This window comes from Nocardiopsis sp. FIRDI 009 (assembly GCF_003386285.1).
In the GTDB taxonomy this organism is placed as follows: domain Bacteria; phylum Actinomycetota; class Actinomycetes; order Streptosporangiales; family Streptosporangiaceae; genus Nocardiopsis.
Map to the genome: position 1 here is coordinate 304,881 of NZ_QPNC01000015.1, position 22,620 is coordinate 327,500.

The following is a 22,620-nucleotide window of genomic DNA, read 5'->3' on the forward strand; positions in this document are numbered from 1 at the left end:
CCGGACCGTTCCCCACGCGGGCTCAGCCGAGGGTGTCCGCGGCGTACGGGTCGAAGTCGATCCCCGGGGGCATCGCCCGCGCGAGCGCGTCGCCGAACCGGTCGTCCCTGAGATCGAGCTGGGCGCTGCCGAAGTCCGCCGCGGTGAGGATGTCGCGGACGCCCGGCGGGAAGTGGTCCCAGCCCACCAGATCCGGGTACTGCCACGCGCCGTGGTGGTTCTCCGGCGGGTCGTCGTGTCCGGCGGCGAACCGGAACGCGTGGGTGGACCAACCGTCCTTGTGGTAGACGATCTTGGCGTGCGTCCCCTCCCACCGGACCTCGGAGGCGGGACGGGTGTCGTACTCGCCGTGCGCCGAGGCGGACACGTACCGCGCCTCGCCGTCGTGGACCCACACCACGACGTGCTCCAGGTCGTGCCGGTGCCCGCAGCAGCCGGGGAGGACCTGGTCCTTCTCGAAGTACAGGGCGTACATGTACGCGCACCAGCCGCCGGCGTCGCAGCGGGAGCGGGAGTAGGAGTTGGTGTTGTCCAGGTCGTGGGCGTCGCGGCAGTCCCCGTTGAGCGCGCCGGAGGTGTTCAACCCCTCGTTGAGGGTGCCGTCCGGGCCGATCGCGGGGGTGGGGTAGCAGCCGTCGGTGTCGTAGTCGAAGGCGGGCTGCCACCTGCCCTCGGCGTCGGTGTGGCCCGCGGGCAGGGCGGACGGCGGGGCCGCCAGCGCGACACCCGGCAGGGCGAGGACGAGGAACAGTGCTCCGACCAGGGCGCGGGCGCCGATCCGGGCGGGTCCGGACATGGGGGTCCTTCCGGCGGGGGGAGATCCGGCCGCGTGCGTGGGGGGGCACGCGTCGGTGCGCAAACTAGTCAGCGCGTTCCCGCGCGACAAGGGGTGCTGAGGAGATTTCCCCCGGTGTTCGCGGCGGGTTCGGGTCCGGCCCCTCCCCACCGGCCGGGATCAGGCCGACTCCTCCGCCGAGGCGTCCTGCGCCCGTTCCCCGTCCGCGCACCCGTCGGCGTCCTCGCCGTGCATCGGCATCTCGAACCACACCGCCTTGCCGTCCGGGGTGGGCCGCGAACCCCAGCGCGTGGCGAGCTGCTCGACGAGGTAGAGCCCCCGGCCGCCCTCGTCGTCCGCGGCGGCGCTGCGGATGCGGGGCAGCCTCAGGTCGTGGTCGAAGACCTCCACCCACACGGTGGACGCGCCGCGGCGCAGGCGGAGCAGGAACTCCTTCTCCTCCGGGTCCTCGCCCGACTCGTCGGTGGAGGCGGCCTCCTCCAACAGGTCGGTCCAGTCCTCGTCGAACTCGTCGGTGATGCCGCCGGTGTCGAAGGGGGTCTCGGAGTCCATGACCCCGTTGCCCGTGAACTCGCGGTGCACCGGGTGCGGGGTGGCGTGGATGACGACGTTGGTGACGATCTCCGAGACCAGCAGACACGCCAGCTCCGCCTGGTCGCGGTCCATCCCCCACTCCTTGAACGTGTTGGCGGCCAGGTGGCGCGCCTCGCCCACGGTGGAGGCCTCGGACCGGAACCACCCCTCGCGCAGCGCGAGTTCGTCGGAGTGGGTGCGCACGACCAGGAGCGCGGTGTCGTCGTCCATCTCACCGGGCACGCTGTGCACGGCCGCCTCGGCGATCTGCTCGACGTCCTTGTCGGCGACCTCGGTGACGCGTTCGGCCAGGCGGAGGAGGGCCCCCTCCGGGTCGGGCCGACCGCCCGCCGGGCGCCGGTCCACCAGGCCGTCGGTGTACAGGACCAGGGTGGCGCCGATCGGGAGCCGCAGGTTGGCCTGGTGGTAGACGATGTCCTCCCCGGCCCCGCCGCGCGCGCGGACGCCCAGCATGCGGTCGGTGACCTCCAGGTCGAGGGTCTCGACCGCCTCGGAGGTGACCAGCAGGGGCGAGGCGTGCCCGGCGTTGGCGTAGGACAGCTCACGCGACCAGGCGTCGTAGACCATGTAGAGGCAGCTCACGCTGGGGATCCAGGTGCCGCCGTCGCCGTCGGGCTGGCCGAGCTGGCGGACCCACTCGTCGAGCTCGCGGAGGATGTCGGCGGGTTCGCGGTCGGCCTGGGCGAAGGCGCGCAGGGCGGCGCGGAGCTGGCCCATGACGGCCGCCGCGTGCGGGCCGCGCCCCTCCACGTCGCCGATGACCAGGCCCACGCGTCCGGCGGACAGCGGGATGGCGTCGTAGAAGTCGCCGCCGACCTGGGTCTGCACGCCGTAGCCGTGCGCCTGGAGCGGTCCGGCCGGCAGGTAGCGGTGCGCGACGGTGAGGCCGTCGAGCTGCGGGAAGCTGCTCGGCAGCAGGCTGTTCTGGAAGGCCAGCGCGGTGCTGCGCTCCTCCTCGAACAGCCGGGCGTTGTCGATGGCCAGGGCCACGCGCGAGGCGATCGCGCCGACCAGGTCGCGGTCGAAGCCGCCGTAGGTGCTCTTCTGCCGGGGCGAGAGCCCGGACAGGGCGAGGGTGAGCACGCCGAGCACCTCGCCGCGCGCCCGCAGCGGGGCGGCGATCGCGGAGGTGACGCCGACCTGGCGGGAGACGAGGTTGGCCCGGTCGTTGGGCGAGTTCTCCAGCAGGTGGTCGCTGGTGACCACGGTCTCCAGGCGGCGCAGGGCCTGGGTGACGAAGTGGCGTTCGGGGTAGTGGACCTCGTCGCCGACCTCGTACCACGTGCGCTCGGGCGGGGACCAGCCCTCGGCGTGCACCGAGACCTGCCGGACCAGGCGGTCGTGGTCGTACAGGTCGATGAAGCAGTGGTCGGCGAACTGCGGGACGAGGATGCCCGCCACGCCCCTGACCGTGGAGTCGAACTCCAGGGAGCTGGCCAGGCGGCTGCCGATCCGCTCCAGCAGGCCGTACTGCTCCTCCACCCGGCCGCTGCGCAGGGCCTCGCGGGCGATCAGGGTGATGCCGTCGATCTCGCCCTCGTCGTTGCGCAGCGGGACGGCCTGGGCGCGCACGTGGATCCAGTTGGCGTCGCCCTTGAGCACGGCGAAGGTGCCCTCCCACGGCTCGCCGCGCAGGACACGGCGGGCCAGTTGGGAGGCGTGTTCGCGGTCGGACTCGTGGATCCCGATGTCGAGCAGGGAGAGCCCGACGTAGTCACGGCCGTCGACGAAGCCGAAGAGTTCGCGGGCGAAGGGGTTCCAGTACCTGAGCAGGCTGAATCGGTCGATGACGACGATGGCGATCTGCGCCTGGTCCACCACGGCGGCCGTGGCGAGCGCGTCGCTCTCCCGGAAGGGCTCACCCCACCGTGTCATCTAGCCGCCACCTCGCCGTCATGAGCTGCGCACATGCCCGCTCCCGGTACCCCGAACGACCGCACCTTGGGCCGAGCGTAGCAACACCGTCAACGTTCCCGCAGCGCATTGAGACAATCCCGATGTGCCACCAATCCAGGTATACGAACGGTTCACGGTTTGGCGACGAAGATGTGCCCGGCGACATCCGCCGGAAGTTCGGCGGATCCGGCCTCCCCGCCCGTGACGAGAACCCCGCCGTCCGCGGCTCGCAGGACCACGTCCTGATCGGGTTGTACCCCGGATCGGCGGAGGGTGAGCATGACGTCGGCGTCGGACTGCAACTGCTCGCTGATGCGCCGGACGGTGACGGTGGTGTCGTCGTGGCCCGCGACGTCGATCATGGGGACGATCGAGTCGTCGGTGAACGGCTCCGGCGCGTAGTCCTCCAGGCCCAGCTCGTCCAGGCCGGGGATGGGGTTGCCGTGCGGGCACACCGAGGGGGCGTTGAGGAGGGTGACGAGCCGCTCCTCCACCGCCTCGGAGATGACGTGCTCCCAGCGGCAGGCCTCGATGTGGACGTCCTCCCAGGGCAGGCCGATGACGTCGACGAGCAGGCGCTCGGCCAGGCGGTGCTTGCGCATGACGTGGGTGGCCAGGCGGCGGCCCTCCGCCGTCATGACCAGGTGACGGTCGTTCTCGACGCGCAGCAGACCGTCGCGCTCCATGCGGGCCACGGTCTGGCTCACGGTGGGGCCGCTCTGGTGCAGGCGTTCGGCGATGCGGGCCCGAAGCGGGACGATCCCCTCCTCCTCGAGCTCGAAGACCGTCCGGAGGTACATCTCCGTGGTGTCGATCAGCCCGTGTGCGGTCAAGTCTCCCCTCCCAAGGCTCTGTGCCCGTCGCGCGGTCACGGCGGGCACGGCAGGTCTCTCACAACACAGGCCGGGGGTACGTGATTCCCAGAGGCCGAGTGGGGACCGGGACGTCCGCAGGACCGCGGGAGCGACCACCGATACCGCAAGCATATCGCGACGGCACCGACCCGGTTTTCGACGAGGTCTCACGATGCGGACACACCGTGCGGACCCGGATCCGGTCGGGATCCGGTACGCGGTGGCCCGCCCCCGACGCGGCGGACCCCGCCGATCCGGGGTACGGGTCCCCCCGCGCGTGGGGTCGTGGTGTCCTGGGGCTCGCGCGCGGCCCCGGCCCGGCCCACGATATACCGAACGGACGTACGAAGCGCCCTCGGAGCGCCCGGAACGGTGGGGGACACGGGGAGCGGGGAGGGCGCGGAGCCGCCGGACGGGTCCCGGCCGCTCAGGGGGCGAGCCGCTCGATCCGCCAGCCCCCGCTGCCGTCGGGGGTGTAGACGAAGCGGTCGTGCATGCGGTCGGCGCCGCCCTGCCAGAACTCCACCTCCTCCGGGACGAGCCGGTAGCCGCCCCAGTAGGCGGGGCGGGGGATCGGCTCGTCCTCGGCCCACACGTGGTCGAACTCCCGGTAGAGGCGGTCCAGTTCGTCCCGGCCGGCCACCGGCTGGGACTGCCGTTCGCTCGCCCACGCGCCGATCTGCGACCCGCGCGGGCGGGAGGCGAAGTAGCGGTCGTTCTCGGCGTCCGACAGGCGGGTGACCCGTCCGGCGATGAGGACCTGGCGGCGGATGGCGTGCCAGGGGAAGACCACGCTGGCGCGCGGGTCGGCGTCCAGGGCCTGGCCCTTGCGGGAGGTGTAGTTGGTGAAGAAGCGCAGTCCGCGGCGGTCGTAGCCCTTCATCAGGACGGTGCGGGCACGCGGCATCCCCGTGGTCTCGACCGAGGCGAGCACCATGGCGTTGGGCTCGGCGAGGTCGGAGGCGTAGGCCTCCTCGAACCACAGGTGGAACTGCGTCATGGGATGGTCGGCCAGGGCGGCGCGGCGCAGGGGATCGCCCATGTACGGTTTCCGCAGTTCGGCGGGGTTTCGGTGGTCCACGTGGGGCATCCTCTCGCGTCGTGTGCCGCCCGCGCCACCCCGCCCCGCCCCGGAGCGGCGTCCGCGGCCCGGGAGGCGCGCCGGACGCGTGTGATCCCCCGCGCCCCCGTCACGAATGTTCACACCGCCAATCCACGCCCTGACCGGCGGTGTCGGGGGCGCCACCACTACGCTGGGAGCCGTGACCGACGACATTCAGATTCCCGCGAACCTGCTGCCCTCCGACGGCCGTTTCGGCAGCGGCCCGTCCAAAGTCCGCCCGGAGCAGCTGGAGGCGCTGGCCTCCTCCGGAACCCGCTACATGGGCACCTCCCACCGCCAGAAGCCGGTGAAGTCCCTGGTGTCCCGGGTGCGCTCGGGTGTGAGCGAGCTCTTCTCCCTCCCCGAGGGGTACGAGGTCGTGCTCGGCAACGGCGGCACGACCGCCTTCTGGGACATCGCCGCCCACGGCCTGCTGCGCGCCAAGTCGCAGCACCTGGCGTTCGGCGAGTTCTCCAGCAAGTTCGCGAAGGTCGCCAAGGGCGCTCCGTGGCTGGAGGAGCCCACCGTCATCAGCACCGACCCGGGCAGCCACGGCGAGGCCGTCGCGGAGGCCGGTGTGGACGTGTACGCGCTCACCCACAACGAGACCTCCACCGGTGTGGCCGCCCCGATCCGCCGGGTGGCGGGTGCCGACGAGGACGCGCTCGTGCTCGTGGACGCCACCAGCGGTGCCGGGGGCCTGCCGGTCGACATCTCCGAGACGGACGTGTACTACTTCGCGCCGCAGAAGAGCTTCGCGTCCGACGGCGGCCTGTGGATCGCGGTCATGTCGCCCAAGGCGCTGGCACGCGTGGAGGAGATCGCGGCGAGCGGCCGGTACATCCCGGAGTTCTTCTCGCTGACCACGGCGGTGGCCAACTCCCGCAAGGACCAGACCTACAACACCCCGGCCGTGGCCACGCTGCTGCTGCTCGCCGAGCAGCTGGAGTGGATGAACGCCCAGGGCGGCCTGGAGTGGACGGTCGCGCGCACGGCCGAGTCGTCGTCGATCCTGTACAACTGGGCGGAGAAGTCCCCGGTGGCCTCGCCCTTCGTCACCGACCCGGCCCAGCGGTCGCAGGTGGTCGGCACGATCGACTTCAGCGACGACGTCGACGCCGCCGCGATCGCCAGGGTCCTGCGCGCCAACGGCGTCGTGGACACCGAGCCGTACCGCAAGCTCGGCCGCAACCAGCTGCGGATCGCCATGTTCCCGGCGGTCGAGCCGAGCGACGTGCACAAGCTCACCGAGTGCGTGGACCACGTGCTCTCGCGCCTGTCCTGAGCCACGGCCCGGACAGCGCCGCCCGTCACACGGGGCCGACCGCCGACCGGTCGGCCCCGCGCCGTGTCCGGGGTCCGTCGCGGCCGGGGCGCGCGTCGGGCGCGGTCGGAGCGGGGCTCGGCCTCGGGGAGAATGGACCCTCCGGCCCCTCTCGCGGGGCGGTCGTGATCCCCCAGGACTCTGTCGTCTACTCCGCTTCCCAGGACGGTTCGGCTGTGCGCAGGAACAAGAAGGAACTCCCGATCAAGATCATCTCGCACCGGGGGGCGTCGGGCCACCGCCCGGAGCACACCCTGGCCTCCTACGAGCTGGGGGCCCGGCACGGGGGCGACTTCATCGAGATGGACCTGGTCGCCACCAAGGACGGGAAGCTGATCTGCCGCCACGAGCAGGAGATCGGCCATACCACGGACGTGGCCGAGCGCCCGGAGTTCGCCGACCGCCGCACGCGGCGGACGATCGACGGGCACGAGGTGGAGGGGTTCTTCGCCCAGGACTTCACCCTGGCCGAGATCAAGACCCTGCGCGCGGTGGAGCGGCTCCAGGACGTGCGCGGGATGAACGCGATGATGGACGGGTCCTACGAGATCCCGACCCTGGACGAGGTCATCGAGCTGGCGTTCGCGCTCACCGGGGAGCTGGGGCGCCCGATCGGGATCTACCCGGAGACCAAGCACCCCGCCTACCACGTGTCCCAGGGGCTGGAGCTGGAGCCGACGCTGATCGCGACCCTGCGTGAGGCGGGGCTGACCGGGCCGGAGCCGAGGGTCCCGGTGTTCCTCCAGTCCTTCGAGGCGGAGAGCCTGCGCAAGCTCGCCGAGACGGAGCTGCCCCTCGTCTACCTCATGGGCACCGAGGAGCACTGGCTGCACTACACCACCCCGGACGGCCTGGCGGAGGTCGCCTCCTTCGCACACGCGATCGGCCCGGACAAGAGCCTGGTGATCCCGACCACCGAGGACGGCGGGCTGGGCGAGCCCACCGACCTGGTGGCGAACGCGCACGAGGCCGGGCTCCTGGTGCACCCGTACACGTTCCGCAGTGAGAACCACTTCCTGCCCGAGCAGCTGCGCTCGGACGGCGAACCGGGCGACTACGGGGGCTTCGCCGCGGAGTACGAGGCCTTCTTCGAGGCCGGGGTGGACGGGGTGTTCACCGACTTCTCCCGGCACGCCTTCCTCGTCCGCGAGCACTTCCTCACCCCGGAGGGATAGGGCTCTGCCTTCTGGAGCGGTCACCCCAGGGGGTTACCGTTCGGGTGCCGGCAGGGTGCTGCAAGACGAGGCAAGCCGCGTAGCGAGGAACGAGCGATAGGCGTGGCCGAGGATGAGGCATCCCTGCCTTGAGGGCGCCCGAACCCGGGCCGAAGCGAAGCGGAGGCCCAAAACAAACACTCACTGGACGTCGAACTCGTTGCCCTCGGGGTCGAGCATCGCCACGAGCGAGACGCCGGGCTCCTCGATCTCGCGCACCGCGGTGGCGCCGAGTTCCTCCAGGCGCTCGACCGTCTCCGCCCGCCGTTCGGGTCCGACCCGCAGGTCGAGGTGGAGGCGGTTCTTCGTCGTCTTGCCCTCGGGGACGCGCTGGAAGAGGAGGCGTCGGCCCAGGCCGATACCGGTGTCCCCGTGCACGGGGTCGTCCGGGTGGCGGATCGCGGCGAGGGTGACGAACGCCCTGCGCCCGTCCACGACGGTGTAGTCGTCCTCCCCGACCATGCCCGCCGCCACCAGGCGGCCGATGAGCGCGTCGTTGTCCTCGACCTCGTACTCCAGGGCCGCGGCCCAGAACCGGGAGAGCGCGAGCGGTTCGGCGCAGTCCACGACGAGCTGGACGTCCACGGCCATCGGAGGTCTCCTTCGGGTCGTCGGAGGGCCGGGCGCCCCCCGTGATTCCAGTTATACTGGTTACATGAACGCGAGCGCAACGGGCATGCCGATGCACCCCCCGGACGGGGCGAGCTACCTGTTCGATCCGGGGGCGCTGTGCCTGGAACTGCTGACCACGGGCGGCCCCGGGGAGCTGGCGCGCTGGGAGGCGCTGCACGCCCCCGACGACCTGCGCGCCTGGCTGGCGGCGTGCCGCCTGCGCCTGGACCCGTCACACGTGCGGGTGGGGGAGGGCGACGTGGCCGACGCGCGCCGCCTGCGGGACGCGGTCCTGCGGGTGACCCGCGCGGCGGCCCACGGGAAGGCACTGCCCGGGCAGGACGTGGCCGAGGTCAACCGGTTCGCGGCGAAGCCGCCGCTGGCACCGGAGATGACCCCCGACGGGACCGCGTCCTGGGCCTGGCCCGCCGACGCCCCGCAGGCGCTGTCGACCGTCGCCCGGGACGCCGTCGAGCTGTTCACCGGCCGCTTCGCCGACCGCGTCCGCGAGTGCGGCGCGCACGACTGCCCACTGCTCTTCGTCGACACCTCCCGGCCCGGGCGGCGGCGGTGGTGCGCGATGGAGCGCTGCGGCAACCGCGAGAAGGTCCGCGCGCTGCGGGACCGAAGGCGCAGACCGGAACCGGGGTGAGGACCCGCCCCGCACCCGGTCCGCCGGAACCGGCCCCCTACCCCCGGCGGGCCAGGAGGACGATCCCGCCGATGAGCAGTGCGGCCACGCCCACACCGCCCAGGATGAACGGCGCCGCACCGGTCCGGTCCGAGTCGGTGTCGGCGGCGCTCTCCGTCTCCGTCGGCTCCGCGTCCGCCCCGCTCGGCCCATCCGGCCGGTCCGGCTCACCGGACAGGTAGCGGTCGGGCAGCGGCACCCGCCACACGGGGGCGCCGACCCCCTCCGTCCCGGCCATGAGCGCGGTGCCGTCTGGGGTGAAGGCGATCGACTCGCCCTGCGTCGACTCCGGGAGCTCGAACGACCCCAGGGAGGCGCCCGGCACACCGTCGGCGGCGTCGTAGACGTACGCGCTCCAGTAGGTGCGGATCACGTACCGCTCGCCGTCCGGGGAGAAGGCCGCGTCGGTGGGGTACAGCGGGGCCGAGTCGATCCGCTCCAGGGTGTTCTCCCCCGCCGGGTCCAGCTCCTCGGGCGCGGCGTACACGCCCGCGGCGAACTCCTTGGACACCACGTAGAGACGGCCGTCGCGGGGGTCGACCATCATCGACTCCGCGTCGCGCCCGCCGTCGGCGTAGGAGAGGGTGATCTCCTCGGGTTCGACGGTGGCGTCGGCGAGCGTCCCGGGCTCGGGGAACCGGTAGACGCTGACGTCCGGCCAGCCCCCGCCGAAGTTGTCCCCGATGTCGCCGACGAGCACCCACGGGGTCCCGTCCGCGCCCTCGGTGACCGTGATCGCCTCCCAGTCGCGCAGTCGCACGGCGAGGGTGATCGTCGCGAGGGTCGCACCGCTGTCGTCGACCGCGTACACCTCGGGTTCGATGGGCCCGCTGTCGTTGTGGGTCCACCACACGCCCTCGTGCAGCCGGGACGGGGCGATCCCGCTCGACTCCGTGATCCGCGGGTCCTGGAGGGTGAACGCGACCTCCGACCCCTCCGGCCCCTCCCCTCCGCGCGGGTAGTCCAGTCCACCGGGACCGCCGTCGTCCGGTTCGGTCGTCGCGGCGGCGGCCGGTGCGGCCGGGGCCGCGGCGAGGAGCGCGGCCACGGCGAGTGCGAGCGGTCGAGTCATGGTCGCCATCCTGCCAGGGCCGCGGGGCGCGGTGCTTGCGCCCGTGGGGGAACGGGCACATGTCGCATACGGAGCGCCGTTAAGGAGGCCCCATGAGGATCGTCGCCTGTCTCAACGGAGACCGCCGTCCCGGCGCGCATCCGGCCCTGCCCGTGTCCGTGGACCAGCTCGTGGCGGACGCGCACGCCGTGGTCGAGGCGGGTGCGACCGGCGTCCACGTGCACCCGCGTGACGCGCGGGGCGCCGAGTCGCTCGAACCGCAGGTGGTCGCCCCGCTGATGGAGCGGCTGCGCGCCGAGGGGCCGGACGTTCCCGTGTCGCTGACCACCTCGCTGTCCGCCGAGTCCGACCCCTGGCGCCGGTACGACCTGGTGCAGAGGTGGGCGTCGTCCGCGCTGCCCGACTCGGTGACGGTGAACCTGCACGAGGCGGGGTCGGTCGACCTGGTGCACCTGTTGGACGACCGCAGGGTCGCGGTGGAGGCCGGGGTGTGGACGGTGGAGGCGGCGCGCATCCTGGTCGCCACGAAGATCCCGGTGTCGGCGGTCCTGGTCGAACCGACCCAGGTCACGGTGGCGGAGGCGCGCGCGAACGCGGACGCGGTGATCTCGCTCCTGGACCGGGCCCGGGTGGACCGGCCGCGCATGCTGCACGGCGCGGACGCGACCGCGTGGCCGATGCTGGAGGCCGCCGCCTCCCTCGGTTACGACGTGCGGATCGGGCTGGAGGACACCATGCGACTGCCGGACGGCGCGGAGGCGCACGACAACGCGGCGCTGGTGGCGCACGCGGTGGGGCTGGTCTCGGCGACCGCGTGAGGGCCGCGGGGCGTCCGGCCGGGATCAGCCGAGGAGCGCGCCGAGGACGACGATGAGCATGATCGAACCGAGCACCACGGGCAGCAGCCAGCGCTGCTTGCGGTTGTTGGTGAGCATGCTCATGGCGTGTCCAGCTCCGGTCCTCGGTCGGAATCGGTTTCCCAGCCTAACGCCCACCTGCGGACGGTTCGGTAGCGGTCGGCCGATCCCGGACGGCTCTCGACGAGGTGGACGTTCCGCGCCCACCAGCCGTTCTCCCGCAGGGTGCCGAGGGCCTCGACGGCCTCGGTGAGGTCGCTCGGGGGGCGGCTCCGGGCGACCGTGACATGCGGCACGTAGGGTCGGCGCTCGACCGGGATCCGCACCGAGCGGACGGCGCGGCGCATGTCCCGGGCGAGGGCGTCCAGGGCGTCGGTGTCGCCGGTGACGCCCGCCCACAGCACGGACGCACGCCTGCCCCTGGGCGGGAACCGTCCCCAGCCCTCGATGGCGAGGGGGAGCGGGCGGTGCTCCCGGGCCCGCGCCCCGATCGCCTCGGTGAGGTCGGGGAGCCGGTCCTCCTCCACCTCACCCAGGAAGACCAGGGTGATGTGCCATCCGTCACGCGCGGTCCAGCGCAGCCGGGGCGCGTGCGACCGGCCGCGCTCGACCGCCTCGCCCAGGGCGTCCAGGGCCGCCTCCGGAGGGTTGAGCGCGAGGAAGAGTCTCATATCCCCGTCCTTCCCCGGCCGGGCCCCGCTTCCCCCGAAGCCGGGTTCTTCGCGGGCGCCTCCGGCCGCTACCCCTCCGAGCCCCTGATGAGCTCCAGGCACTCCGCCCTCAGCCGGTCGGCCTCGGCCCCGTCCGCGTCAAAGACGCGCAGGTCCCGCAGGCTCCGCACCAGCCTCGTCTTCCGCTCGTCGATCCGGGCGATGACGTCGTCCCGGGGGTCGGCCGCCTCCCGCTCCCGGTGGGCCATGGCCGTGAGGGCACCGATCGCGTCCCTGATCAGGTCCGTCAGGATGTCGTATTCGACCTCCTGCCGGGGGTCCCATGTGGCGCCCCGGAGGTCGGCCAGCGGTGACCGGTTCTCCTCAGAATCCATACGCGTATCCCATCAGACCGTCGGCGGCTCAGCGGGGCGAGGGGACCTGCCGGGACCCGTCGTCTCCGCCCCTGGCCTTCTCCGGCGCCTCCGGCGCGTTCCCGGAAGCGGCCCCTGGTCTCTCCTCCTCCGGGTCGTCCGCGCCACCGGGCTCCGACCCGGCCGGGTCCCCCTCCCCGGAGCGCGGCGCCTCCCGGCGCCCGCGCCCGCCGGGCACCAGATCCCGCGGCCGGACGCCCCTGACCCGCGCCAGGAGCGCGCCCAGGGTGGTGACGACCACGATCGTCACCACGCCGCCGACGGTCAGGCTGGCGCGCGGGCCGAACGCGTCGGCGATCAGGCCGACAACGGGCGCACCGAGCGGAGCCACCCCCATGAACACCAGCATGAACATGCTCATCACCCGACCGCGCATCCGCGGATCGACGCTGAGCTGGAACGTCGCGTTCAGGGTGGTCACGTAGGTCATGAAGACGACGCCCATCGGAACGAGCACCACCACGAACGACACGTAGCCCGGCATCACGGCCGCGACCACCTGGGACACTCCGAACCCCAGGGAGCCCAGCAGCACCAGGCTCAGCCTCGGCCGCTCGCGGCGGGCGGCGAGCAGCGCGCCGATGAGCGCCCCGACCGCCAGCGCGGCGGCGGCCACGCCGAAGGCGGCGGCGCCCGTCTCGAACACGTTGTTCACCATCAGCGCGATCTGGTTCTGCCCGTTCGCGCCGAAGAACTGCACGCACGCGGCCAGGACGAGCAGCAGCACGAGGTCGCGCCTGCCGCTGACGTACCGCAGGCCCTCACGGATCCGTCCCTTGCCGCCCGGCACCGGGTCGGTCCGGTGGAGTTCGCCGGTGCGGATCATCAGCAGCGCGACGATCGTGAAGCCGAACGACACGCCGTTGATCATGAACACCGGCCCGCTGCCGATCCACGCGATGAGCAGGCCCGCGACGGCCGGTCCGGTGACCCGGCCGAGCTGGAAGCTGGCGCTGTTGAGCGCGATGGCGTTGCTGAGGCGCTCCCGGTCGACCATCTCCGGGACGAACGCCTGGCGCCCCGGGTTGTCCAGGACGGTGATGAGCCCCAGCGCGAAGGCGAACAGGTACACGTGCCACACCTGGGCGGCCCCGGCCGTGGCGAGGACGCCCAGCGCGAGGGCCAGCACGCCCATGGAGCCCTGCGTGAGGATGAGCGTCCGCCGCTTGTCGAAGCGGTCCACCAGCGCGCCGCCCCACAGCCCGAACAGGAGCATCGGCAGGAACTGGAGGGCGGTGGTCATGCCCAGCGCGATACCGCTGCCGCCGCTGAGCTGGAGGACCAGCCAGTCCTGGGCGATGCGCTGCATCCACGTCCCGGGGTTGGACATGAGCTGGCCGAGCGCGTAGAGGCGGTAGTTGCGGACGGCCAGGGACCGGAACATCACCAGACGCGACATCAGCCCCTCACCGCCCTGGCGGGCTCGTGGTGCGGGGCCGTGGCGGTCGGGGGCGGGAGGAGGCTGCGCAATGGTAAACGGCGTTGACTCATCAGTGAGGTCAACGCCGTCCACGACCGCGCGCATTCCCGCCCCCGGGAGAGGGCGGGGGCGGGTCAGCCGAGCAGCGCGTAGATCGGGGCCTCCGCGAAGTGGATCAGGAAGATCACCGAGATCACCCACAGCAGCGGGTGCACCTGGTTGGCCTTGCCCTGCACCAGGCGGACGAACGCGTAGGCGAGCAGACCGAACCCGATGCCGTTGGCGATGGAGTAGGTGAACGGCATCATGATGATCGCCAGGAACGCCCCGATGCCCAGTGCCGGGTCCCGGAAGTCGATGTTGACCACCTGGGTCATCATCATGAAGCCGACCAGCACCAGGACCGGGGTGGCCGCCTCGAACGGCACCAGGGTGACGAGCGGGGTGAAGAAGGTGGCCAGCAGCATCATGCCGCCGGTGACGAGCGGCGCGATGCCCGTACGGGCGCCCTCACCGACGCCCGCCGCCGACTCGGCGTAGACCGTGTTCACCGAGGCCGAGCCGAGACCGCCGAGGACGGTGCCGAAGGAGTCGGCGACCAGCACCTCGCGGGTGTTCGGCATGTTGCCGTCCTCGTCGACCAGCCCGCCCTCGTAGGCGACGCCGACCATGGTGCCCATGGTGTCGAAGAAGTCGGCCAGCAGCAGGGTGAAGAGCAGCATCAGGACCGTGGCGAAGCCGATGTCGCTCCACCGCCCCAGGACGTTGAACCCGCCGTCGGCGAACAGGCCGACGAGGCTGAGGTCGGGCAGGGCGGCGACGTCGCCGACACCCGTGGGCAGGCTCGGGACCGTCAGGCTCCAGCCGAGGCCGTTCTCGGCGTCCCCGGAGCCGAAGGCGGTCTCCACGACGATCGCGACGACGGTCGCCAGGACGATGCCGATGAGCAGCGCGCCCTTCACCCTGCGCACGTACAGCGCGATGCTCACCAGCAGGCCGAGCACGAAGACCACGATCGGCCAGCCGTTCAGGCCGCCGTCGCCGAGCTGGACCGGGGTGCCCTCACCGGCCTGCACGAACCCGGCGTTGACCAGGCCGATGAAGGCCAGGAACAGGCCCACGCCGACCGCGATCGCGGTCTTGATCCCCGGCGGGATGGCGGCGAAGACCGCGGTGCGGAACCCGGTGACCACCAGGACGAGCAGCACGAGGCCCTCGATGATGATCAGCAGGAAGACGTCGGACCACGGCATCAGCGGGGCGAGGCCGTAGGCGACGACCGCGTTGAGCCCCATGCCCGCCGCGATGGCGAACGGATAGCGGCTGACCACGCCCATGAGGATGCAGGAGATCGCGGCGATCAGGGCGGTGACGGCCGCGACCTGGGGGATGCCCAGGGTCTCGCCGTTGACGTCCTCGGCGGTGCCGATGATCAGCGGGTTGAGGACGACGATGTAGGCCATGGCGAAGAACGTCGCCAGACCGCCGCGGATCTCGGTCGCGATGTTCGATCCGCGCTCGGTGACATGGAAGAAGCGGTCCACGGGCCCTGAGGGGGCCTTGGACACATTGGGGGATGTGTTCGGTGTGCTCACGTCGTCAGCCTGACCTGGTCGCGTTACGGGACAACAAGGATTCTGAGCCAGATTAGTTGCATGTTCGTACAACACAGGTCACTGATGACACGCATGTTTCATAGAAATCACCATATGGTCGGATGACCGGCCGCCCCGGTGTGACCGAACACACCCCAGGGCGCGTCGGCCGCCAACGGATAGCCTGGGCACGTGCGCAAACCTCGCCAGCCCGACCCCGAAGTCCACGAGAGCGACTACCGCGTCCCCGCCGCCATCGGCACCGCGGCGTGGACGGTCGCCCTCGTCGTGCTGATCTCCATGGGCGACGATCTGCCGAACACCGAACGCTGGTGGATCGGCGTCTGCGTGACCGGGATCGTCCTGGGCGTGTTCGGCTTCCTCTACATCCCGCGCCTGTTCCGCAAGCGCGCCGAGGCCGCCGAACGCGCCGCCTCCGCCGCCCCCGACGACGGTTCCACCCCCTCCTGACCGCCCGCCGACCAGCAGCGGCACCCATGTGCCTGACCGATAATGGGCGGGTGTCTGAGACAGAATTCCCTCGCGCACTCGCCGACCGACTCCGCGGCATCCTCATCGACGCCGACTACACGGTGTCCGGCGTCCGTGATCGGCTCGGCGACGCCGCCGCACGGGCCCTGGCCCGTGAGGAACTGGTGCCCGCCCTGCGCGCCACCGGCGGGGACGAACGGCTCGGACTGCTGCTGCGGCTGTGGTGGCTCCAGGCGCCCATCCCGGAACGGGCCGCGCGCGCCATCCTCCCCGTCGACGAACTCGCCGAGGCCGGACTCGTCACCGTCGACCGCGACGCCGAGGGCGCGGACGGCCCCGTCGTCCGCGCCCTGGTCCACCTGGGCCCGTGGGAGCTGGAGGAGGGGCGGCCCGGGTTCGTGGTCTCCGACCCCAAGGTCCGCCCGGGCAGGGGCGCCGTCCCGCGTCCCGACCACGTGGTGGGCGCCGGGGGCGCGTCGGCCACGCTGTCCCAGCTCATCGTGGACGGCCCGGTCGAGCGCGCGCTGGACCTGGGCACCGGGTGCGGGGTGCAGGCGCTGCACCTGGCCGCCCGTGCCCGCGAGGTGGTCGCCACCGACCTCAACCCGCGTGCCGTGCGGCTGGCGGGGATCAGCCTGGCGCTGTCGGGCGTCGGCGGGGCCCGGCTGGCGCAGGGGTCGATGTTCGAACCGGTCGCGGACGAGCGCTTCGACCTCATCGTGTCCAACCCCCCGTTCGTCATCACGCCCGAGTCGGCGCGGTACACCTACCGGGAGTCGGACCTGCCCGGCGACACGGTCTGCGCCGAACTGGTCCGCCAGGCGCCCGCGCACCTGACTGACGGCGGCTGGTGCCAGCTCCTCGCCAACTGGGTGCACTCCGACGGCGACGACTGGGAGGACCGGGTCGGCGGCTGGGTGACCGGCACCGGCTGTTCGGGCTGGGTGGTCCAGCGCGACGTGCAGGACCCCGCGGAGTACGTGGAGCTGTGGCTGCGCGACTCCTGCGAGCACGGCACCCCCGAGTACACGCGCCGGTACGACGCCTGGCTGGACTACTTCGAGCGCGAGGGCATCAAGGGGATCGGGTTCGGCTGGATCAGCCTGCGCAACGACGCCGCCCAGGACGCCACCGTCCGGGTCGAGGAGTTGCGGCACGAGATCGAGCAGCCCGTCGGCCCGTACCTGCCGGACGTCGTGGACGGCGCGATGACCGCGCTGCGGCTCACCGACGCGGCCCTGCTGTCCGCGCACGTGGCGCTCGCGCCCGGGGTGGTGGAGGAGCGCGTGGGGCGTCCGGGCGCGCCGGACCCGGAGAAGATCGTCCTGCGCCAGCGCGACGGACTGCGCCGGGTCGCGCGCATCGGCACGGTCGAGGCGGCCCTGGCCGGGGTGTGCGACGGCACCATGCCGGTCGGACCGCTGCTGGACGTGATCGCCGAACTGATCGGGGAGGACCCGGAGGTCGTGCGGGAGCGCACGCCCGACGCGCTGCGCACGCTCATCTCGGAGGGTTTCTTCCGGGTGGCCCGGTAGGCGGCGCGGCCCCGCCCACGAGGACCCCGGCGGCGCCCGAACGACGCCCCCGGGGCGGACGTTCCGCCGGCAGGCCCCGGTTCGGGCTAGTCGGTGTCGTAGACGGTGACCCGGACCCCGCGGGCGAGGAGCTCCGCCTCGACGAGGGGCTGGATCCGCTCCCACCTGCCCCCGGCCAGCCCGCAGCCGATGCGCGGCATGTGCACGGTGGCCCCGAGTTCGTCGGCGTGCGCGGCCAGCGCGCGCAGGCAGGCGGCGACCGCCTCGTAGCGTATGGGCGGCCCGCCTCCCCTCCCCCGCCGCGTCCCGTGCTGGGCGACCATGTTGGCCACCCACGTGTCGGGGCGGACCCGCACGAGCCGCACGGCGCCCAGCCCGAAGTCGTTGCCCGCACGCGCGCGGTACCAGGCCCGGTAGTCGCGTTCCGGCTCCGGCCAGCGCCGGGACAGCGCGAGGACGAACCCCTTGCCCCAGCCGCCGCGGTCGTTGCACACGTGGGCGATGATCTTGGGCCCCGGCGCGTGGGGGCTGGTGGCGTCGCCCCGGACGACGCTCAGTCCGTGCGGCGGGCAGGGTTCGGACAGTCGGGGCATACCGGGCACCCTACGGTGCGGCGCCGACACCGGCCCGCGCCTCCGCGGCGCCGCGCCGAACAGGGGTCGGCGTCACCGGGTCAGAACCCGGACTCCCCCTCACCCGTGTAGGCGGCGACCGTCCGGTTCGCGGCCGCCTTCGCCGTCGCCGCGTCCATCCCCGAGGCGATGTGCGCCTCGCCCCAGGCGCGCCCGCTGAGCTCGGTGAACCTGCGCGCCTCGGCCGACCGCGCCCACTCCGCGGTCTCCGGGGGCTCCTGACCGCCCCGTTCCAGGTGCAGGGTGAGGCCGAGGACGCCCAGGTCCCACCCGATCCCGACGGCTCCCGGCCCGTACTCGGTCCAGTGCTCGGTGAGCCGCGCCGAGTGGGACAGCTCGATCCGGGTGCGGGTGTCCGACACCGGGATCAGCCGCACCGCGATCTCGCTGTACTCCCCGCCGAACTCCCAGCTGGCGCGGAAGGAGCGCGGCGGGTCGCAGGCCAGGACACGACCGTGCGCGTTCCCCTCCAGCCGGTAGGAGCCGCCCTCGCGCAGGTCGCCCGAGACCGGAAGGAACCAGCGCGGCAGCCGCTCGGCGTTGGTGCAGGCGTCCCACAGGTCCTCGGGGGTCGCCTCGAAGCTCCGGGTCACGACCACCGTGCCCTCCCGTCCCCCCTCGACCTCCCGTGTGCTCACCGTCCGACCGACCGAGCCGATCTGCGCCTCGACGTCCATCGTGTGCCCCTCCCGCCGCGACCGTCGCGTCGCTGGTCGGTGTGCCCGTGTCCCGCCGTTCTCACTCCGTCGGCCACGCGGTACCTTCGGCTCATGGCACGCATCACCGAACTCGTCCGCTATCCCGTCAAGGGGTGCGCGGGGACCTCCGTGACCAGCGCGGAGATGACCCCGGCCGGGATCGCCCACGATCGGACGTTCATGGTCGTCGACCCGGAGGGCACCTTCCGCAGCCAGCGCGTCGACCCGCGCATGGCGCTCGTGCGCGCGGACCTCGACGCCGACGGCGCCCGGCTGAGCCTGCGCCGGGACGGCCTCGAACCCCTCGACCTCAAGGTCGACCCCGAGGGGCCGCGCGTCGACGTGGCACTGCACAGGAAGCCGTTCGTCGGCGTCGACCAGGGCGACGAGGCGGCCGCGTGGCTGTCGGAGGCGCTCGGCTCGGCCAGCCGACTGGTGCGCGTCCCCCGCGACCACGTCCGCGAGACCGGCGGGCTGACCCCCGGAACCAGCGGGTTCGCCGACAGCACCGCCGTGCTCATGACGTCCCTGGCCTCCCTGGACCTGCTCAACGAGCGGATCACCGGCGCGGGCGGCGAGGCCGTTCCGATGAACCGCTTCCGCCCCAACGTCGTCGTCTCCGGTTGGGCGGAGCCGCACACCGAGGACCGGGTCCGCGCCGTGCGCCTGGGCGCCGCCGAGCTCGGGTACGCCAAGGTGTGCATCCGCTGCGCGGTCACCACCGTGGCCCAGGACCGGGGGGAGAAGAACGGCCCCGAGCCGCTGCGCGCCCTCGCGGGCTACCGCCGCGCGGACAGCGGCGGTGTGGCGTTCGGCGCCAAGTTCGCGGTCACCCGGCCCGGGACGCTGTCCGTCGGCGACGAGGTCGACGTCACCGCGTGGGGTGACCGGGAGGAGGGGCTGGGCGAGCGCCTCGCCGCGGCCCTGGCCTGACCCGCGGCCCCCGGAGCGGCGCTCCCGGGCGGGCCTCAGTCCAGGTCGGCCTCGGCGAGCAGGGTCGCGGCGGCGGACGGGTCGCGCAGCGCCGCCGCCACCAGGTGTCGGCGGTCCCACTGACCGGCGCGCCAGCACAGCGCCCGGGCCAGCCCGTCGCTGGTGGCCGCGTGCGCCGACCCGTCGCCCACGTACCACTCCACCTCCACGCCGTCCACGGTGAGCGTCTGGTGGTGCAGGTAGGCGCGGTCCGGCTCGCCGTCGGGGTCGAGGAACAGCTCGGCCTCGCCGGGGACCTGGCGGAGCTCCCCGCCCGCGCCCACCTCGCCCTCGACGGTCTCACTGGCCAGGTCCAGGTCGAGCACGTCCGCCAGCGCCTCGGCCGTGTCGGCGGGCGCCAGCACGAGCGGACGGTCCTCGAGCAGCGGCAGCAGGTCCGGCGAGTCCACGACCACCGCGTCCTCGGCGTCGGCCACGACGATCGACCCGCCGCGCACCGCGCGCACCCGGCTCGGCGGCGTGACCAGGTCCGCGTCCACCGCCGCGAGCGCGGTCCACACCCGCCGCAGCGCCGCCCGGTCCACGTGCCGCGCCGGATCGGCCAACCGGGACAGCAGGTCGTCCGGTCCCTCCGGGTCGGCGACCAGCTCGGCGAGGGTCGTGCGCACGCCCAGGGCGTGGGCGAACTCCAGGTCGACGTCGGCGGGCACCTCGTCGTACAACCCGACCAGCACCGCCTCCGCGTCCTCCGTGCGCAGCTCGACCGGGGCTCGTCCGTCCAGGAGGGCACGCGTGCGCAGCCACCACGCCGTGTAGGACGGCACGTCGGCCACGCGTCCGTCCGGCAGCAGCACTCGCGCCGGTGAGGTGACCGCCTCGCGGAGCGGACCGCCCGCGAGCATCGCCAGCGCCTCCGGCCACCGGTCCTCGGCCACGTAGTCGAGGTCGGCCACGCACACCAGTTCCGGCACGACCGGCGGCAGGTCCGGGTCGCCGACCCGCTCCAGCACCTCGTCCGCCCAGTCCTCCAGCCCGTCCGGTCCGCCGTCACCGGCCGCCCCGTCGAAGGCCGACGCCACGTCCTCGCCGAGCGCGACCTCCCCGGCCCGGACCACGGTCAGCTCCCAGAGGGCGCCGACGGCGCGCAGGACCTCGGTGCCGTGCCGTTCGACGACGTCCTCGTGCACGGTCCCGAACGGCGCGTCGGCCACGAGGAGGTCGGCCAGGGGCGCGCCCGGCACGAGCAGCTCGGCGGCCACGGAGTACCCGTCCTCGTCGTCGCGCAGCGCCAGGTCGGCCAGCCAGGGGGCGTCGGCGACGGTCATCCCGGAGGCGGCCACCAGGTCGAGGACGGCCTCGGCCACGGGCTCGGGGTCCTCGGCCTCCAGCGAGTCGCGGACGGCGGCCTCGGTGCGCGGGTCGGCCAGGACGGCGGCGGGGTTGGCGTCCACCGCGCCCAGGCGGCGCAGCAGCGGCCGTACGGCGTCCGGGTGGACCACCCGCACGCCCAGGGCGGACAGGGCGGCGGGGTCGAGCCGCTCGCCGTGCGCGTCGGCGACCCGCGCCCAGTCCTCCGTGGGCAGCAGCAGGGAACGCGGACCGCGCACGAGGCGGCCGTCGGCGAGCGGGACCGGCAGGGCGCCCAGTTCGTCGAGGTCGGCCCCTCCGCTGCCCGCGATCTCCAGCGCGGTGTACAGCTCCGCCCACCAGCCGGGCGACCGGTCGATGCCGCCGAGCAGGTCCGCGAGGTCGGCGAGTCCGATCCGGCGCACCCGCAGGGCGGTCAGCGCGGGGTGGCGCGGGTTCCACGTGCCGGGGAGCAGGTTCGGGGCGAGTTCGGTCAGGGCCGCGACCAGCTCGCCCGCGCCACCGGAGCCGCCGGTGTCGAGCAGCGCGGCGTCGCGCGGCGCCACGGGGGTCCCGGAGGCGGTGGCCAGGAACGGGGTGTTCTGGAGCGGTCCGGCGACGCGGGCGCGGAAGGCGGCGTCGACCGCTCCGCCGCCCACGCGCGTCCCCGGCACCAGGTCGAGCGCGGCACGGGCGTCGAAGCGGCGCAGGAGCGCGCAGTAGGCGTCGGCGGCCTCGGAGAGCAGCAGGTCGGTGGCGGCGCCGGGCTGGACCGTCCGGCGGTCGGTGCTGAGGGGGAAGGTGCCGATGAGGACGGCGGGCAGATCGAGTTCGGTGTCGGTGGGCGTGGGCGCGTGCACGACCGGTTCGACGTCGGTGGGCAGGGTCGCCACGACCCCGTCCGTGTCCACCGGCACCGCCCAGGTCAGCGCCCATTCCGTGCGACCCCTCTCCTCGACCGGGCGGTCGGCCAGCTGGGAGGGGGCGAAGGTGCCCGAGCGGGTCAGGACCCGCCAGCGCGTGCTCCGGGTCCCGTCGGCGTCGCTCAGGGTGGTGACCGGCCCCGCCGGGTCGGTGTCGTCGCGGATGAGGAGCCGTTCGGCGCCCTCGACGGACACGCGGACCTCCGTGAGGCCGGGCAGGGCCAGCAGCAGGGCCTCGCCGGTGGCCTCCAGGAGGGCGCGCACGCGTTCGCGGGCGGCCGCGTCGCGCAGGGCGAGGGTGACGACGGTGTCGTAGCCCTCCGCCTCGACCGGGGCCGCGGGGAAGGGCAGGCGCAGCATCGGCACGTGTCCGGAGCGGCGCTCCACCTCGTCGGCCAGGTCCTCGTGCGCCGTGCCCGCGGAGAGCAGTTCGGCGACGGCCTTCCCGGCCCGCCCGGCGCTGAAGGCCACGGCGGAGCCGCCGGAGGAGACGGTGACCTCGTCGCTGATCGCGGCGACCGCGGAGAACCCGACGCCGAAGCGGCCCGCGGAGCCCTGCTCACCGCGCTTGGTGGAGGCGCGCAGGGTGGACAGGGACTCCACGCCCGCGGCGGTCAGGGGGGCGCCGGTGTTGGCGGCGGTGAACCGGTCGCCCTCCAGGGTGAGGGCCAGGCGGCCGGGCACGTCGGCGCGCCGGGCGGCGTCGGCGGCGTTCTGGGCCAGCTCGACCACGACGCGGTCGCGGTAGCCGCCGAGTGCGAAGTCCTCCTCGGCGTTGGCGTCCTCGCGGAACCGGGCGGGCGCGTCGGCCCACGCGGCGAGCACGCGCCGACGCAGTTCGGCGGTGTGGAAGGGATCGACCGCCCCAGCGGTCACCGACTCGGCCATCGTGGGTTCCTCCTACGGTGCGGACCGGACCGGCGCGGTGCCGCCCCGGATCGCACACGGA

20 protein-coding genes are annotated in these 22,620 nt (G+C 73.4%); 7 read left to right on the plus strand and 13 right to left on the minus strand.

Going from position 1 to position 22,620, the window contains the following annotated elements:
• Positions 1 to 22: 22 nt before the first annotated feature.
• The 4 genes from DVR05_RS13340 to pdxH form a co-directional block, all read right to left on the minus strand.
• Complete coding sequence (locus tag DVR05_RS13340) at positions 23 to 796, minus strand: NPP1 family protein (RefSeq protein WP_116246175.1); 774 nt, start codon at positions 794 to 796, stop codon at positions 23 to 25.
• A gap of 159 nt (positions 797 to 955) precedes the next feature.
• Positions 956 to 3,265, minus strand: a complete 2,310-nt coding sequence (locus DVR05_RS13345; protein WP_116246176.1) for a SpoIIE family protein phosphatase — start codon at positions 3,263 to 3,265, stop codon at positions 956 to 958.
• Between the two features lie 152 nt (positions 3,266 to 3,417).
• On the minus strand, positions 3,418 to 4,119 hold the full coding sequence (locus tag DVR05_RS13350) for a metal-dependent transcriptional regulator (RefSeq protein WP_116246177.1): 702 nt from the start codon (positions 4,117 to 4,119) through the stop codon (positions 3,418 to 3,420).
• A 448-nt stretch (positions 4,120 to 4,567) separates the two neighbouring features.
• Positions 4,568 to 5,221, minus strand: coding sequence for a pyridoxamine 5'-phosphate oxidase (pdxH, locus tag DVR05_RS13355; protein ID WP_116246274.1), 654 nt, complete (start codon positions 5,219 to 5,221; stop codon positions 4,568 to 4,570).
• Between the two features lie 181 nt (positions 5,222 to 5,402).
• Here pdxH and serC point away from each other — a divergent pair, with 181 nt between their 5' ends.
• Together serC and DVR05_RS13365 are read left to right on the plus strand one after the other, a co-directional pair.
• Positions 5,403 to 6,527: a phosphoserine transaminase gene (serC, locus tag DVR05_RS13360; protein ID WP_116246178.1), complete on the plus strand. Its 1,125-nt coding sequence runs from the start codon at positions 5,403 to 5,405 to the stop codon at positions 6,525 to 6,527.
• A gap of 215 nt (positions 6,528 to 6,742) precedes the next feature.
• Positions 6,743 to 7,741, plus strand: coding sequence for a glycerophosphodiester phosphodiesterase family protein (locus DVR05_RS13365; protein ID WP_116246179.1), 999 nt, complete (start codon positions 6,743 to 6,745; stop codon positions 7,739 to 7,741).
• A gap of 180 nt (positions 7,742 to 7,921) precedes the next feature.
• On the opposite strand, the gene DVR05_RS13370 is transcribed toward DVR05_RS13365, so the two are convergent.
• On the minus strand, positions 7,922 to 8,371 hold the full coding sequence (locus tag DVR05_RS13370; protein WP_116246180.1) for a VOC family protein: 450 nt from the start codon (positions 8,369 to 8,371) through the stop codon (positions 7,922 to 7,924).
• Between the two features lie 64 nt (positions 8,372 to 8,435).
• On the opposite strand from DVR05_RS13370, the gene DVR05_RS13375 reads away from it, so the two are divergent.
• Entirely contained in the window at positions 8,436 to 9,044 is a 609-nt protein-coding gene (locus DVR05_RS13375) for an ABATE domain-containing protein (protein WP_116246181.1), read from the plus strand.
• Positions 9,045 to 9,081: 37 nt separating this feature from the next.
• Here DVR05_RS13375 and DVR05_RS13380 read toward each other — a convergent pair whose 3' ends face one another.
• A complete protein-coding gene (locus DVR05_RS13380) occupies positions 9,082 to 10,155 on the minus strand; it encodes a hypothetical protein (RefSeq protein WP_116246182.1) in 1,074 nt (357 codons plus the stop codon).
• Between the two features lie 92 nt (positions 10,156 to 10,247).
• Between DVR05_RS13380 and DVR05_RS13385 the strand changes: the two genes are divergently transcribed.
• A complete protein-coding gene (locus DVR05_RS13385) occupies positions 10,248 to 10,973 on the plus strand; it encodes a 3-keto-5-aminohexanoate cleavage protein (protein WP_116246183.1) in 726 nt (241 codons plus the stop codon).
• Between the two features lie 119 nt (positions 10,974 to 11,092).
• Here the strand turns inward: DVR05_RS13385 and thpR are convergent, their stop codons facing one another.
• From thpR to DVR05_RS13405, 4 genes are all read right to left on the minus strand, one after another.
• Positions 11,093 to 11,683: an RNA 2',3'-cyclic phosphodiesterase gene (gene thpR / locus DVR05_RS13390; protein WP_116246184.1), complete on the minus strand. Its 591-nt coding sequence runs from the start codon at positions 11,681 to 11,683 to the stop codon at positions 11,093 to 11,095.
• 68 nt (positions 11,684 to 11,751) lie between these two features.
• Positions 11,752 to 12,057 carry a hypothetical protein gene (locus DVR05_RS13395; RefSeq protein ID WP_116246185.1) on the minus strand — a complete coding sequence of 102 codons (306 nt, stop codon included), beginning with the start codon at positions 12,055 to 12,057 and terminating at the stop codon, positions 11,752 to 11,754.
• Between the two features lie 28 nt (positions 12,058 to 12,085).
• A complete protein-coding gene (locus DVR05_RS13400; RefSeq protein WP_116246186.1) occupies positions 12,086 to 13,495 on the minus strand; it encodes an MFS transporter in 1,410 nt (469 codons plus the stop codon).
• A gap of 155 nt (positions 13,496 to 13,650) precedes the next feature.
• Positions 13,651 to 15,111 (minus strand): NCS2 family permease, encoded by a 1,461-nt coding sequence (locus tag DVR05_RS13405; RefSeq protein WP_198659162.1) that lies wholly within the window; start codon positions 15,109 to 15,111, stop codon positions 13,651 to 13,653.
• Between the two features lie 192 nt (positions 15,112 to 15,303).
• Here DVR05_RS13405 and DVR05_RS13410 point away from each other — a divergent pair, with 192 nt between their 5' ends.
• Positions 15,304 to 15,582, plus strand: coding sequence for a DUF2530 domain-containing protein (locus DVR05_RS13410; protein WP_116246187.1), 279 nt, complete (start codon positions 15,304 to 15,306; stop codon positions 15,580 to 15,582).
• A gap of 50 nt (positions 15,583 to 15,632) precedes the next feature.
• Entirely contained in the window at positions 15,633 to 17,138 is a 1,506-nt protein-coding gene (locus DVR05_RS13415) for a class I SAM-dependent methyltransferase (protein ID WP_116246188.1), read from the plus strand.
• An 86-nt stretch (positions 17,139 to 17,224) separates the two neighbouring features.
• On the opposite strand, the gene DVR05_RS13420 is transcribed toward DVR05_RS13415, so the two are convergent.
• Positions 17,225 to 17,731 carry a macro domain-containing protein gene (locus DVR05_RS13420; protein ID WP_116246189.1) on the minus strand — a complete coding sequence of 169 codons (507 nt, stop codon included), beginning with the start codon at positions 17,729 to 17,731 and terminating at the stop codon, positions 17,225 to 17,227.
• An 80-nt stretch (positions 17,732 to 17,811) separates the two neighbouring features.
• Positions 17,812 to 18,447: an SRPBCC family protein gene (locus tag DVR05_RS13425; protein WP_116246190.1), complete on the minus strand. Its 636-nt coding sequence runs from the start codon at positions 18,445 to 18,447 to the stop codon at positions 17,812 to 17,814.
• A gap of 93 nt (positions 18,448 to 18,540) precedes the next feature.
• Here DVR05_RS13425 and DVR05_RS13430 point away from each other — a divergent pair, with 93 nt between their 5' ends.
• Positions 18,541 to 19,401 carry an MOSC domain-containing protein gene (locus tag DVR05_RS13430; RefSeq protein WP_116246191.1) on the plus strand — a complete coding sequence of 287 codons (861 nt, stop codon included), beginning with the start codon at positions 18,541 to 18,543 and terminating at the stop codon, positions 19,399 to 19,401.
• A gap of 35 nt (positions 19,402 to 19,436) precedes the next feature.
• On the opposite strand, the gene DVR05_RS13435 is transcribed toward DVR05_RS13430, so the two are convergent.
• A complete protein-coding gene (locus tag DVR05_RS13435) occupies positions 19,437 to 22,559 on the minus strand; it encodes a sacsin N-terminal ATP-binding-like domain-containing protein (protein WP_116246192.1) in 3,123 nt (1,040 codons plus the stop codon).
• Positions 22,560 to 22,620 lie beyond the last annotated feature (61 nt).

Bases quoted from the DNA above. Each gene is read 5' to 3' on its own strand.
- DVR05_RS13340 (WP_116246175.1), bottom strand. From the start codon at position 796: ATGTCCGGACCCGCCCGGATCGGCGCCCGCGCCCTGGTCGGAGCACTG.
- DVR05_RS13345 (WP_116246176.1), bottom strand. From the start codon at position 3,265: ATGACACGGTGGGGTGAGCCCTTCCGGGAGAGCGACGCGCTCGCCACG.
- DVR05_RS13370 (WP_116246180.1), bottom strand. From the start codon at position 8,371: ATGGCCGTGGACGTCCAGCTCGTCGTGGACTGCGCCGAACCGCTCGCG.
- DVR05_RS13375 (WP_116246181.1), top strand. From the start codon at position 8,436: ATGAACGCGAGCGCAACGGGCATGCCGATGCACCCCCCGGACGGGGCG.
- DVR05_RS13380 (WP_116246182.1), bottom strand. From the start codon at position 10,155: ATGACTCGACCGCTCGCACTCGCCGTGGCCGCGCTCCTCGCCGCGGCC.
- DVR05_RS13385 (WP_116246183.1), top strand. From the start codon at position 10,248: ATGAGGATCGTCGCCTGTCTCAACGGAGACCGCCGTCCCGGCGCGCAT.
- thpR (WP_116246184.1), bottom strand. From the start codon at position 11,683: ATGAGACTCTTCCTCGCGCTCAACCCTCCGGAGGCGGCCCTGGACGCC.
- DVR05_RS13395 (WP_116246185.1), bottom strand. From the start codon at position 12,057: ATGGATTCTGAGGAGAACCGGTCACCGCTGGCCGACCTCCGGGGCGCC.
- DVR05_RS13400 (WP_116246186.1), bottom strand. From the start codon at position 13,495: ATGTCGCGTCTGGTGATGTTCCGGTCCCTGGCCGTCCGCAACTACCGC.
- DVR05_RS13420 (WP_116246189.1), bottom strand. From the start codon at position 17,731: ATGCCCCGACTGTCCGAACCCTGCCCGCCGCACGGACTGAGCGTCGTC.
- DVR05_RS13425 (WP_116246190.1), bottom strand. From the start codon at position 18,447: ATGGACGTCGAGGCGCAGATCGGCTCGGTCGGTCGGACGGTGAGCACA.
- DVR05_RS13430 (WP_116246191.1), top strand. From the start codon at position 18,541: ATGGCACGCATCACCGAACTCGTCCGCTATCCCGTCAAGGGGTGCGCG.
- DVR05_RS13435 (WP_116246192.1), bottom strand. From the start codon at position 22,559: ATGGCCGAGTCGGTGACCGCTGGGGCGGTCGATCCCTTCCACACCGCC.